We start from the raw sequence: 13,176 nt of genomic DNA, 5'->3' as shown, positions 1-13,176 counted from the left end.
CCCGAGTCTAGGAAGACGCCGTCAGCGGCTCGCCCACCACCCGTAGGAGCGGTAGTCGGGGTAGGGCGCGAGCAGCGGTGCGACCGGACGGGTGGTCACCGTGACGCGGTCACCGGTCACGAGCTCCCCGGGCACCGTGAACGACGCCTGCGCCCACGGCTGCGCGTCCGGCAGCGTCCACTCCCCGGCGGGGCGGCCGTCGACGTCGACGGCGACCACCCGGGTCCGCTCGCCGGGCAGCGCGGGCCCGGCGCCGATCCGCCCGGTCAGGGTGAGCGGCCGTCCGGGGACGGTGCCGCCGAGGGTGAAGGTCTCGCCCCCGACGACGTGCCGGCCGCTGTCGGCGACGAGCCGCCCCGGCGCGACGACGGCCCGGTCCAGCACCGAGTCCGGCTGCACGCCGAGCACCGGCGGGTCGGTCGTCCAGCCGTGCGCGGCCTCGTCGGCGGTGTCCCCGACGTTCAGGTGGTCCACGATCCGGCCGGGCACGGGTGCGTCCGGTGCCTGCGCGGAGTCCGCGGCGGACCAGTCCGCGCGCCAGATGCTCACCCGGTCGCAGCTGCGGTCGATCTGGCAGGTCTGCGGTGCGGACGCCGAGATCGGCCGGGCCGGCCCGGCGAGCCCGAAGGTGATGACCGGCTCGGTGCCGAGCAGCCCGGCGCGGCCGAGGTCGGCGACGGGCACCCCGCCCCACCGGTCGAACACCGCGAACCACTGCGGCCGCTCGTCCGGCGGCAGCGCGCGCAGCGCCTCGTAGAGCGTCCCCGGCCCGTTCAGCGACGGCGAGGCCATCCCGTTCGTGGTCAGGCCGACCAGGTCGACGGTGCGGTGACCGCCGAACCAGGCCGCGGCGCCGACGTCGTTGACGGCCACGGCGTCGCCCGGCGGGACGTTCCCGGCGATCCACTGCGCGACGCTCACCGGCCCCTCGCGCATCGCCGAGGCCTGCTGGCCCAGCCGCAGCGCCCAGGCGGGCGTCGCGGCGACGGTGAACAGCAGCACCACCGCGAGCAGCCCGCCGCGCGCCGCCCGGTGCGGCACGAGACCGGCGCCGAGCACCACGAGCAGGAGCAGCAGCGGCAGGAACGGCTGCAGGTAGCGCAGGTCCTGCCACATCGCCGTCGTCAGCGTGGCGACCGCCGCCACCACCAGCACCAGCCCGCCGCCGAGCGCGACCGCGAGGGTCCGCTCCCGGCGCGCGGCGAGCGCGGCGACCCCCAGCACCGCGACGACGAGCGCGAGCGGCGCCAGCACGTCCTGCCCCGACAGCCCGGCCAGCGAGGCGAGCAGCGCCGCGACGTTGCGCTGCACGTGGTCGGCGATCTCCAGCGGCTGGTGCAGGAACCCGGTGTGCAGCCACGACTTCGCGAGCACCCCGTTGGCCTCGGAGGTCCCGGTGAGCACCCGGAACAGCAGCAGCTGTGCCGCGAACACCACCACCGGCGCCGCGACGAGCAGCCCCCGCGCCGCCGCACGCCCCCAGGGGAACCCTCGTTGCCACCTAGGCCACGAGAGTTCCCCTGGGGGCGTCCCGGGGCGGGACCGCAGCAGCGTCCACGCCATCGCGGCGGTGAACGCGGCGGCCAGCAGGAAGCCCTCGGGGCGGGTGAGGGCCATCAGCGCCGCGACCACCGGCGTCCACCGGAAACGGGGACGTTCGCGCAGGTAGGACAGCAGGGTGCCGGTGACCAGGGCCGCGAGCAGGCCCACCTCCATCCCGCTGGCCCCGCCCCACAGCAGCGGCCCGCACAGCGCGGTGAGCAGTCCCGCCCACCATCCCGCGGCACGCCCGCCCAGCCGGGTCGCGGCGGCCGAGGTGAACGCCGCGGCGAGGGCGACGCCGACGACCCCGCCCGCGACGGCGACGGCGAGCAGCCACCGGCCGTCGAACCCGACCGCGTGCGCGGCGCCGAGCAGGACCATCCAGAGCAGGCTCGACGCGCCCGTCGTGATCTCCGCACCCGGCTGGTAGCGCAGCGGCTCGCCGTCGCCGAACTGCCGGGCGTACTGCAGGTGGATGTAGACGTCGTCGAGCGGCGGGACCAGGCTCCCGCGGTTGTAGGCCAGCGACACCGCGACGAACCCCGCCCCGAGCAGCAGCGCCACCGCCCCGGAGACGACGGGCGCGCGGGTACTCCGGTCGGTGGAGGGGGGCGTCACGCCCCGCATCGTCGCCGGTCGGGGTGCGGATACCTGCATGAGGGTGCCGGGGGTCCCTCCGTAGAATCCGGGTGGTGAATCCCGACGTGCTCGCCGACCTGGTCCGTGACGTCGCGCGGGACGTGCTGCTCCGACGCGACCTGGACGTCTCCGCACTGCCGGCCGATGCGGGTGTCGAGCGTCCCCGCAACCCCGACCACGGCGACTACGCGACCAACATCGCGCTGCGCACCGCCAAGAAGGCCGGCGTGAACCCGCGCGAGCTCGCGACCTGGCTGGCCGAGGAGCTCGCGACCCGTGACGGCGTCGCCAGCGCCGAGATCGCCGGGCCCGGCTTCATCAACCTGCGCCTGGCCGCCGACGCCCAGGGCGCGATCGTCGGGGAGGTCCTCGCCGCGGGCGCGGGCTACGGCACCGGCGACGAGCTGGCCGGGCGCAACGTGAACCTCGAGTTCGTCTCCGCCAACCCGACCGGCCCGCTGCACCTGGGCGGCACCCGGTGGGCCGCGGTCGGCGACGCGCTGGGCCGGGTGCTGTCCGCGCGCGGCGCGAAGGTCACCCGCGAGTACTACTTCAACGACGCCGGCGCCCAGATCGACCGGTTCGTCGGCTCCCTGGTCGCGGCCGCGCAGGGCGAGCCCGCCCCGGAGAACGGCTACGGCGGGGACTACATTGCCGAGATCGCCCAGCGGGTCGTCGCGGCCGAGCCCGGCGTGCTGGACCTGTCCGACGCCGAGCGGGACGAGGTGTTCCGCCGGGTCGGTGTCGGCTTCATGTTCACCGAGATCAAGCAGAAGCTGGGGGAGTTCCGCGTCGAGTTCGACGTGTGGTTCCACGAGCAGTCGCTGCACGACTCGGGTGCGGTGGACACCGCCGTCGCCGCGCTCAAGGAGAAGGGCTCGCTCTACGAGTCCGACGGCGCCTGGTGGCTGCGCTCGACCGACCACGGCGACGACAAGGACCGCGTCGTCATCAAGTCCGACGGCCGCCCCGCCTACATCGCCGGCGACATCGCCTACCTGCGCGACAAGCGGGCCCGCGGCTTCGACCTGTGCATCTACATGCTCGGCGCCGACCACCACGGCTACGTCGCCCGGCTCAAGGCCGCGGCGGCCGCGTTCGGCGACGACCCGGCCGTGGTCGAGGTGCTGATCGGCCAGCTGGTCAACCTGGTCAAGGACGGCACCCCGGTCCGGATGAGCAAGCGCGCCGGCACCGTCGTGACGATGGACGACCTGGTCGGGGCCGTCGGCGTCGACGCCGCCCGGTACTCCCTCGTGCGGTCCTCGGTGGACTCGGGCCTGGACATCGACCTGGACCTGCTGGCCAGCCGGACCAGCGAGAACCCGGTGTTCTACGTCCAGTACGCGCACGCCCGGCTGTCCTCGCTGGCCCGCAACGCCGCCGACCTCGGCATCACCCCCGGCGAGGACTACGGCCTGTTGTCCCACCCGCGCGAGGGCGACCTGATCCGCACCCTCGGCGAGTTCGGCGACGTCGTGCGCACCGCCGCCGAGCTGCGCGAGCCGCACCGGGTCGCCCGCTACCTGGAGTCGCTCGCCGGCGCCTACCACAAGTTCTACGACTCCTGCCGCGTCCTGCCCCAGGGCGACGAGGAGGTCTCCGACCTGCACCGCGCGCGCCTCGCGCTCTGCGTCGCCGCCCGCACGGTGCTCGCCAACGGCCTGGCGCTGCTCGGCGTCGATGCCCCGGAACGGATGTGACATGAGGGCACACCCCGCAGGCCCGATGCACGCGGGCCTCACCCCCGCGCCCGAGTCGGCCGGGCCCCGCCCGGAGAGCGCCGCGGCGCTCGACGAGCTGGCACCCGCGGTCTGGCCGCGGCACGCCGCCCGCGGCGCCGACGGCGCGCTGCGCCTGGCCGGGGCCGACGTCCGCGACCTCGCCGCGGCCCACGGCACCCCGCTGTTCGTGCTCGACGAGGACGACTTCCGCGGCCGCTGCAGCGAGTTCGCCGCCGCGTTCGGGGCCGAGGCCGTGCACTACGCGGCGAAGGCGTTCCTGTGCACCGAGATCGCCCGCTGGGTCGCGCAGGAGGGCCTGTCGCTGGACGTGTGCTCCGGCGGCGAGCTGGCCGTGGCGCTGCGCGCGGAGTTCCCGCCCGAGCGGATCGCGCTGCACGGCAACAACAAGTCCCTCGCCGAGCTGGAGGCCGCGGTCGAGGCGGGGGTCGGCGGGATCGTCGTCGACTCCTTCGACGAGATCGCCCGGCTCGCCGACGTCGCCGCCGCGCGGGACACCGTCGCGCCGGTGCTGATCCGGCTCACCGTCGGCGTCGAGGCGCACACCCACGAGTACATCGCCACCGCGCACGAGGACCAGAAGTTCGGGTTCTCCATCGCCGGGTCCGACACGAAGGACTCCGCGGCGCTGGAGGCCGCCCGCCGTGTGCTCGCCGCGAGCCACCTGAGCCTGGTCGGGCTGCACAGCCACATCGGTTCGCAGATCTTCGAGACCGAGGGCTTCGAGGCGGCCGCCCGCCGCGTGGTGAAGGTGCTCGCCGACCTGCACGCCGAGCACGGCGGCGAGAACCTGACCGCGCTGCGCACCCTGGACCTCGGCGGCGGCATCGGCATCGCCTACCGGCCGGGGGACACCCCGCTGTCGATGCCGGCGCTGGCCGAGGAGCTGCGCGCGATCGTCAAGCGCGAGTGCGCCGCCTCCGGGCTGGACGTGCCGGCGATCGCCGTCGAGCCGGGCCGGGCCATCGCCGGGCCGGGCACCGTCACCGTCTACGAGGTCGGCACCGTCAAGGACGTCCCGCTCGGCGGGTACTCCCGGCGCTACGTCAGCGTCGACGGCGGGATGAGCGACAACATCCGCACCTCCCTCTACGACGCCGAGTACGACGTACGGCTGGTATCCCGCGCCAGCGGGCACGACTCGGTCCCCGGCGGGGACGTCCCCGTGCTGTCCCGGGTGGTCGGCAAGCACTGCGAGTCGGGTGACATCGTGGTGCGCGACTGCTGGCTGCCGGCCGATCTCGCGCCGGGCGACCTGCTGGCCGTCGCGGCGACGGGCGCCTACTGCTATGCCATGGCGTCGGGGTACAACCGGCTGCCGCGCCCTGCTGTCGTCGCGGTCCGTGACGGGGTCGACCGGACCCTGTTGCGTCGCGAGACACTGGAGGACCAGTTCCGTTTCGAGGTGTGAGCGCACCCGGGTGAGAACCGCCACCCGGACCTGTCTGCACCCGCCCGACCAGGAATGATCGGCGCGCGCCCGAGGGGTGCGCGCACGCGAGGAGGACACGTGGCGAGCGAGACCGGCGCCGTCCGGGTGGCACTGCTGGGCTGCGGCACCGTCGGCACCGAGGTGGTCCGGCTCATCACCGAGCAGGCCGACGAGCTGGCCGCGCGGGTGGGAGCCCGCATCGAGCTGGCCGGGGTCGCCGTGCGGCGACCGCACCGGCACCCCTGGCTGACCGAGAACTTCCCGGACCTGGTGACCACCGATGCCGGCGAGCTCGTGACCCGCGACGACGTCGACGTCGTCGTCGAGGTCATCGGCGGGATCGAGCCGGTCCGCGGCTGGCTGCTGGAGGCGCTCAAGTCCGGCCGCTCGGTCGTGACGGCGAACAAGGCGCTGCTCGCCGAGGACGGCCCGACGCTGGCCGAGGCCGCCGACGCCTCCGGCGCCGACCTCTACTACGAGGCCGCCGTCGCCGGGGCGATCCCGCTGCTGCGCCCGCTGCGCGAGTCCCTGGCCGGGGACCGCATCACCCGGGTCGCCGGCATCGTCAACGGCACCTCGAACTTCATCCTCTCCGCCATGTCCTCGGGCGGGACGTCCTACGCCGACGCGCTGGAGGAGGCGACCCGGCTGGGCTACGCCGAGGCCGACCCGAGCGCCGACGTCGACGGCTACGACGCCGCCTCGAAGGCCGCGATCCTGGCCTCGCTGGCGTTCCACACCCGCTTCACCGCCTCCGACGTGCACCGCGAGGGCATGCGCGAGGTCAGCTCGGCCGACGTCGCCGCCGCCCGCAGGCTCGGCTGCACGATCAAGCTGCTCGCCATCTGCGAGCGCGTGGTGGCCACGGACGGGACCGAGTCGGTCTCGGCGCGCGTCTACCCGGCGATGGTCCCCGACTCGCACCCGCTGGCGGGCGTCGACGGCGCGTTCAACGCGGTGTTCGTCGAGGCCGAGGCCGCCGGCCAGCTGATGTTCTACGGCCAGGGTGCAGGCGGCGCGCCGACCGCCTCCGCGGTGCTCGGCGACCTCGTCGCGGTGGCCCGCAACCGGGTCGGCGGCGGCCGCGGGCCGCGCGAGTCGGCCTACGCCAGCCTGCCGGTGCGCCCGATCGGCGAGGTGCCGACGCGCTACCACGTCGACCTCGAGGTGGCCGACCGTGAGGGCGTGCTCGCCGCCATCGCGAGCGAGTTCGCCCGGCACGGCGTCTCGATCGCCGCGGTCCGCCAGACCGGCGGTGTGAACGGCTCGGTGGACCGGGCCGACGGCTCGGACCGCAGCCAGGCCCGGCTGACGGTCGTCACGCACTCGGCGCCGGAGGCCGCGCTGTCGGCCACGGTGTCGGCGCTGCTGGACCTCGACCACGTGCTCGGCGTCGCGGGCGTGTTGCGGGTGGAGGGCCTGGGCCGCGCGGTGAGCGCACTGGGTATGGGCGAATGACCACAGGTGGGGGATCAGGGAGTGGACCGGTCGTGACGGACAGCGTGCGAGGAGTCCGGGGGCCGGCCTCCGGTCCCTTCGGCCCCGTGACCCAGGTCGCCGGTGCGGTTGCGCCGCCGCCACCCGGCCAGTGGCCGGGTGTCATCGAGGCCTACCGCGACCGGATGCCCGTGCATCCGGACTGGACCGTGGTGACGCTCGGGGAGGGCGGCACGCCGCTGCTGCCGGCCCCCCGGCTGTCGGAGCTGACCGGCTGCCAGGTCTACCTGAAGGTCGACGGCGCCAACCCGACCGGCTCGTTCAAGGACCGCGGCATGACGATGGCGGTCACCGCCGCGCTCGCCGACGGCAAGTCCAGCGTGCTGTGCGCCTCCACCGGCAACACCTCGGCGTCGGCGGCCGCCTACGCCACCCGTGCCGGGATGACCTGCGCGGTGCTCGTGCCGACCGGGAAGATCGCGCTGGGCAAGCTCGCCCAGGCCGTCGCGCACGGCGCCCGGATCCTGCAGATCGACGGCAACTTCGACGACTGCCTGGAGCTGGCCCGCAAGACGACCGCCGACTACCCGGCGATCGCGCTGGTCAACTCGGTGAACCCGACCCGGATCGCCGGCCAGGCCTCCGCCGCCTACGAGATCTGCGACCAGCTGGGCCGCGCCCCGGACGTGCACTGCCTGCCGGTCGGCAACGCCGGCAACATCACCGCGTACTGGCACGGCTACCGCGGCTACCACGCCGACGGCATCATCCCCGCGCTGCCGCGGATGTTCGGGTTCCAGGCCGCCGGCGCCGCACCGCTGGTGCACGGCGCCCCGGTGAGCGACCCCGAGACGATCGCGACCGCCATCCGGATCGGTGCCCCCGCCTCGTGGAAGGGCGCGACCACCGCGCGCGACGAGTCGAACGGGAAGTTCGCGGCCGTCACCGACGACGAGATCCTCGCCGCCTACCGGATGCTGTCCGCGCAGGAGGGCGTGTTCGTCGAGCCCGCATCGGCGTCCAGCGTCGCCGGGCTGCTGCAGAGCCACGCCGACGGATCGCTGCCCACCGGCTCCCTCGTGGTGTGCACGGTGACCGGGCACGGCCTGAAGGACCCCGACACCGCCCTGCTCACCGCGCCGGACCCGGAGATCGTCCCGATCGACCCCGGGGCGGTCGCGGCGGCGCTCGAGCTGGCCTGATGGGTCGCCCGACGCGCGTACTGGTGCGGGTCCCGGGGTCGACGGCCAACCTCGGCCCCGGCTTCGACTCCCTCGGCATGGCCCTGGCGTTGTACGACGAGATCGAGGTCGAGACCTTCGAGACGCCGGGGTTGTTCGTCGACGTCGCGGGGCAGGGCTGCCGGCACGTCCCGCGCGACGAGCGGCACCTGGTCCTGCGGGCGATGCGTCTGGCCTTCGAGACGTTCGGCGGGGCGCCCGCGGGGCTGCGGCTGCGCTGCCTCAACGCGGTGCCGCACTCGCGCGGCCTCGGCAGCTCCGCGGCGGCCGCCGTCGCCGGGGTGACGGCCGCCGCCGTGCTGGCCGGGCGGGACCCGGAGCTGGAGCGCGACGCGCTGCTGCAGCTGTCCGCCGGTATGGAGGGCCACGCCGACAACGCCGCGGCCAGTCTGCTCGGCGGGTTCGTGGTGGCCTGGGAGGCGGCGGACTCGGCCCGGCGTTTCCACGCCGAGAAGCTGGAGGTGCACCCCGACGTGCACCCGGTCGCCTGTGTGCCCGACGTCGAGTCCTCGACCAAGACCACCCGGGGGCTGCTGCCCGAGCAGGTCCCGCTGGCCGACGCCGCGTTCACCGGCAGCCGCTGCGCGCTGGCGGTGCTGGCGATGACCCGGCGGCCGGACCTGCTCATGGCGGCCACCGAGGACCGGCTGCACCAGCCCTACCGGCGTCCGGCGTACCCGTCGTCGCTGCGGCTGGTCGAGGCGCTGCGGGAGCACGGCGTACCCGCCGCGATCTCCGGCGCCGGGCCGACGGTGCTGGCCCTGACCGGCGACGGCGCGCTGCCCGACGGCGTCGACACCGACGGTTTCGCGGTGCAGCGGCTGCCGGTCGACACCACCGGTGTGCAGGTCGAGGTCCGCTGAGCACCGGTGCCCGCCGGGAACGTGAGGTACGCGACCCCGTGCGTCGGCGCGTCGCCCGAGGGGGTTGTTGCCGCCCCGGGGTGTACGGACTAGTCTCGCCCGTGCATGGCGATCCACGCGACATCGGCGTAGTCTTGCGGCCGGGCCCGCTCGCCCGATCTCCTTTCTGAACTGGACTCGGAATCCCGAACGGGCGGCCTGACTCCCGCGACGTCGTCGTGGGACTCCATCTGTGAATGCTGCCGATACGGGGTCTCCGTATCGGCCGAGCGTGTGACATCCCCTGACCTGGACAGGTAACCGGGTCGGTCAGGAAGGAACTCTGTGAGCGAGACCGATCTCGCCGGTACCGGGACCGCGTCGGCCGAGGCGGCGCCCCGCCGACGCGGCGGCCTGTCCGGCATGGTGCTGGCCGAGCTGCGCCAGCTGGCCACCGAGCTGAACGTCCCGGACATCTCCGGCATGCGGAAGGGCGACCTGATCGCGGCCATCAAGGAGCGTCAGGGCGGAGCGGCGGCGGCCCCCGCGAGGAAGCCGAAGGCGAAGGCGGACCCCGCCGCCACCACCGGCTCCGACGGTGCGGACGCGCCGCAGCTCGCCCTCGGCGACACCGCCGCGGCCCCCGCCGGCAACGGCTCCGCCGCGCCGGCCGCCCCCCAGGCACCCGCCGAGCAGGCCGGTGACCAGGGCGGACAGGCCGGGCAGGCCGAGGCCCCCGCGCCGCGCACCCGTCGTCGCCGTGCTGCGACCCGTCCGGCCGGCGCCCCCGACGCCATCGCGACCGACGCCGCAGCCGACGACCCCGGTACCTCCGCCGGCAACGGTGCGGCCCCGGCCGCCGCAGAGAGCGCCCCGGCCGCTGCGCCCGAGCAGGCCGCCCCCGCCGCGAGCGCGCCGGAGAAGGCCGACAGCACCCCGGCCCCGGCCGAGGAGCGCCGTGAGGACGCCGACGGCGCCGGTCGTCGTGGCCGGACCCGCCGCCGCGGGCAGGCCGACGACAACGGCCAGAAGGACACCGCCCCCCAGGGCGCCCCGAAGGACACCGCCACGGACGCGGGCCAGCGGGACGCGGGCCAGAAGGACGCCCGTCGCGACGCCGACGGCGACGACGCCGGCACCGACGGCGACCGCCGTCGCGGCCGTGGGGCCGACCGCAACGCCGAGCGCGGTGCCGACCGCAACGGTGCCGACCGCAACGGTGGCGACCGCACCGGTGAGGGCCGCGACGACAACGGCCGCGGCAACGGCGACAACGGCCGTGGCGGGCGCAACCGCGACGGCGACGACTCCGGCCGCGGCAACCGCGGGAACCGCAACAACGACCGGACCGGCGACCGCGGCGACAACCGCGGCGACAACCGCGGCGAGCGGAACGGTGACCGGAACAACGACCGCAACGGTGACCGGAACAACGACCGGAACAACGACCGCGGTGCCGACCGTAACGACTTCCGCGACGACGACGGCGACGACGGTGACGGCCGCGGCCGCCGCGGCCGCCGCTTCCGCGACCGCCGTCGCGGCCGGGACCGCGAGCGCACCGGTGGCGGCGCCACCGGCGGTGGCGTGGACACCGAGATCCGCGACGACGACGTCCTGCTGCCGGTCGCCGGCATCGTGGACATCCTCGACAACTACGCGTTCGTCCGGACCACCGGCTACCTGTCCGGCCCGACCGACGTCTACGTGTCGATGTCGATGGTCCGCAAGAACGGACTGCGGCGTGGTGACGCCATCACCGGCGCCGTCCGTCAGCCCCGCGAGGGCGAGCAGCAGCGGCAGAAGTTCAACCCGCTGGTGCGCGTCGACTCGATCAACGGGCGGGACCCGGAGGCCGCGCGCAACCGGCCCGAGTTCACCAAGCTGACCCCGCTCTACCCCAACGAGCGGCTCCGCCTGGAGACCGACCCGTCGCAGCTGACCACCCGCGTGATCGACCTGATCATGCCGGTCGGCAAGGGGCAGCGTGCGCTGATCGTCTCCCCGCCCAAGGCGGGCAAGACGACGATCATGCAGAACATCGCGAACGCGATCACCACGAACAACCCCGAGTGCCACCTCATGGTCGTCCTCGTCGACGAGCGGCCCGAGGAGGTCACCGACATGCAGCGGTCGGTGAAGGGCGAGGTCATCGCCTCGACCTTCGACCGCCCGCCGGCAGACCACACCGCCGTCGCCGAGCTGTCCATCGAGCGGGCCAAGCGCCTGGTCGAAATGGGGCACGACGTCGTCGTCCTGCTGGACAACATCACCCGCCTCGGGCGCGCCTACAACCTGGCCGCGCCCGCGTCGGGCCGGATCCTGTCCGGTGGTGTCGACTCCACGGCGCTGTACCCGCCGAAGCGCTTCCTCGGCGCCGCGCGCAACATCGAGGACGGTGGCTCACTCACCATCTTCGCGACCGCGCTGGTCGAGACCGGGTCCACGATGGACACGGTGATCTTCGAGGAGTTCAAGGGCACCGGCAACGCCGAGCTCAAGCTGGACCGGAAGATCGCCGACAAGCGGATCTTCCCGGCCATCGACGTCGGCGACTCGAGCACCCGCAAGGAGGAGCTCCTGATGTCGCCCGACGAGCACGCGGTGATGGTGAAGCTCCGCCGCGTCCTCGCCGCGCTCGACGACCAGCAGGCGCTCGACCTGGTGCTCGGCCGCCTCAAGAAGACCAAGACCAACATCGAGTTCCTGATGCAGGTCGCCAAGAACACCCCCGGCAAGGACGAGGACTAGTCCGAGCCGTGCCGTCCGGGCCCCGGTGGGAATTCCGCCGGGGCCCGGATGGTTGAATGGACCGTCAGCTTCCCGGCACCGGTTCACCCTGGTCGTACCAGGGACCCGGCGGCCAACGATGAGGAGAGAGCCATGCGCGAGGGAATCCACCCTCAGTACGTCGACACCCAGGTCACCTGCGGTTGCGGCAACCAGTTCACCACCCGCAGCACCAAGAACAGCGGCGCCATCAGCGTCGAGGTCTGCTCCGCCTGCCACCCGTTCTACACCGGCAAGCAGAAGATCCTGGACTCCGGTGGCCGCGTGGCCCGCTTCGAGGCCCGCTACGGGAAGCGCGAGCGCGCCGCCAAGTAGCTCCCGACACGGCGCCCGTCGCCTCGCCGCACGCGAGGAGGCGGGCGCCGTTTCGCGTTCCCGCCCCAGCGCCTCGAAGGAATCCCCGATGAGCACGCAGTCGGTCGACGCCCTGCTCGACGAGCACGCCGAGCTGGAGCAGCGCCTCGCCGACCCCGACGTCCTCTCCGACCAGGCGCAGGCCCGCAAGCTGGGCCGTCGCTACGCCGAGCTCGGCCCGGTCGTGCGCTGCGCCCGCGAGCTCGCCCAGGTCCGCGAGGACCGCGACGCCGCCCGTGAGCTCGCCGCCGAGGACCGCGCCTTCGCCGCCGAGGCCGACGCCCTGGACACCCGCATCGTCGAGCTCGAGACCGAGCTGACCGAGCTGCTGCGCCCGCGTGACCCGCACGACGGCGACGACGTCCTGATGGAGGTCAAGTCCGGCGAGGGCGGCGAGGAGTCCGCGCTGTTCGCCGGCGACCTCGTGCGCATGTACAGCCGCTACGCCGAGAGCCGCGGCTGGAAGGTCGAGGTCCTCGGCGCGACCCCGTCCGATCTGGGCGGGTACAAGGACATCACGCTGTCCCTGCGCAGCAAGGACCCGGTCGACGGGGTGTGGGCCGCCTTGAAGTTCGAGGGCGGCGTGCACCGCGTCCAGCGCGTCCCGGTCACCGAGTCGCAGGGCCGCATCCACACCTCCGCGGCCGGCGTGATGGTCTTCCCCGACACCGACGACGCCGGGGACGTCGAGATCCACGACGCCGACATCCGGGTCGACGTCTACCGGGCCTCGGGGCACGGCGGGCAGAGTGTCAACACCACCGACTCCGCCGTGCGGATCACGCACCTGCCGACCGGCATCGTCGTGACCTGCCAGAACGAGCGCTCCCAGCTGCAGAACAAGGCCCGCGCGATGGACGTGCTGCGGGTCCGGCTGCAGGCGAAGGCCGAGGCCGAGGCGGCCGAGGCGGCGTCGGAACAGCGTCGCTCGCAGGTCCGCACGGTGGACCGCTCGGAGCGGATCCGCACCTACAACTACCCGGAGAACCGGATCTCCGACCACCGCGTCGGGTTCAAGGCCTACAACCTGTCCGCGGTGCTCGACGGCCACCTCGTCGACGTCCTCGCCGCTCTGACCGCGGCCGAGCGCGCCGAGGCCATGGCGGGGGAGCAGGGACAGGAATGATCCCCCGCTCAGGTGATGCTCCGGTCACCTG

Annotated in this window: 9 protein-coding genes; 8 read left to right on the top strand and 1 reads right to left on the bottom strand. The window is 74.2% G+C overall.

The window, feature by feature from the left end:
• Positions 1 to 21: 21 nt before the first annotated feature.
• The gene (locus tag ZF1_RS21935; RefSeq protein ID WP_482638236.1) at positions 22 to 2,160 is read right to left on the bottom strand and encodes a hypothetical protein; all 2,139 of its coding nucleotides are present in this window, start codon (positions 2,158 to 2,160) and stop codon (positions 22 to 24) included.
• Positions 2,161 to 2,234: 74 nt separating this feature from the next.
• On the opposite strand from ZF1_RS21935, the gene argS reads away from it, so the two are divergent.
• The 8 genes from argS (at position 2,235) to prfA (ending at position 13,145) form a co-directional block, all read left to right on the top strand.
• Entirely contained in the window at positions 2,235 to 3,884 is a 1,650-nt protein-coding gene (gene argS / locus ZF1_RS21930; protein ID WP_482638235.1) for an arginine--tRNA ligase, read from the top strand.
• A 1-nt stretch (position 3,885) separates the two neighbouring features.
• Entirely contained in the window at positions 3,886 to 5,334 is a 1,449-nt protein-coding gene (lysA, locus tag ZF1_RS21925) for a diaminopimelate decarboxylase (protein WP_251784139.1), read from the top strand.
• A gap of 99 nt (positions 5,335 to 5,433) precedes the next feature.
• On the top strand, positions 5,434 to 6,813 hold the full coding sequence (locus ZF1_RS21920) for a homoserine dehydrogenase (protein WP_062397382.1): 1,380 nt from the start codon (positions 5,434 to 5,436) through the stop codon (positions 6,811 to 6,813).
• Between the two features lie 164 nt (positions 6,814 to 6,977).
• Entirely contained in the window at positions 6,978 to 7,994 is a 1,017-nt protein-coding gene (gene thrC / locus ZF1_RS21915) for a threonine synthase (protein ID WP_482638740.1), read from the top strand.
• Positions 7,994 to 8,896 (top strand): homoserine kinase, encoded by a 903-nt coding sequence (thrB, locus tag ZF1_RS21910; RefSeq protein ID WP_482638234.1) that lies wholly within the window; start codon positions 7,994 to 7,996, stop codon positions 8,894 to 8,896. Before thrC ends, thrB begins: the two co-directional genes overlap by 1 nt.
• A 324-nt stretch (positions 8,897 to 9,220) precedes the next feature.
• Positions 9,221 to 11,626: a transcription termination factor Rho gene (gene rho / locus ZF1_RS21905; protein WP_482638233.1), complete on the top strand. Its 2,406-nt coding sequence runs from the start codon at positions 9,221 to 9,223 to the stop codon at positions 11,624 to 11,626.
• Between the two features lie 132 nt (positions 11,627 to 11,758).
• Complete coding sequence (gene rpmE / locus ZF1_RS21900; protein ID WP_062397374.1) at positions 11,759 to 11,980, top strand: 50S ribosomal protein L31; 222 nt, start codon at positions 11,759 to 11,761, stop codon at positions 11,978 to 11,980.
• Between the two features lie 88 nt (positions 11,981 to 12,068).
• Complete coding sequence (gene prfA, locus ZF1_RS21895) at positions 12,069 to 13,145, top strand: peptide chain release factor 1 (RefSeq protein ID WP_251784133.1); 1,077 nt, start codon at positions 12,069 to 12,071, stop codon at positions 13,143 to 13,145.
• The last annotated feature ends 31 nt before the right edge of the window (positions 13,146 to 13,176 follow it).

Source organism: Pseudonocardia sp. ZF1 (genome assembly GCF_056835605.1).
The sequence above is the reverse complement of the archived record's forward strand: the minus strand, read 5'-3'. Positions and strand labels throughout refer to the sequence as shown.

Bases quoted from the DNA above. Each gene is read 5' to 3' on its own strand.
- lysA (WP_251784139.1), top strand. From the start codon at position 3,886: ATGAGGGCACACCCCGCAGGCCCGATGCACGCGGGCCTCACCCCCGCG.
- thrC (WP_482638740.1), top strand. From the start codon at position 6,978: ATGCCCGTGCATCCGGACTGGACCGTGGTGACGCTCGGGGAGGGCGGC.
- thrB (WP_482638234.1), top strand. From the start codon at position 7,994: ATGGGTCGCCCGACGCGCGTACTGGTGCGGGTCCCGGGGTCGACGGCC.
- rpmE (WP_062397374.1), top strand. From the start codon at position 11,759: ATGCGCGAGGGAATCCACCCTCAGTACGTCGACACCCAGGTCACCTGC.
- prfA (WP_251784133.1), top strand. From the start codon at position 12,069: ATGAGCACGCAGTCGGTCGACGCCCTGCTCGACGAGCACGCCGAGCTG.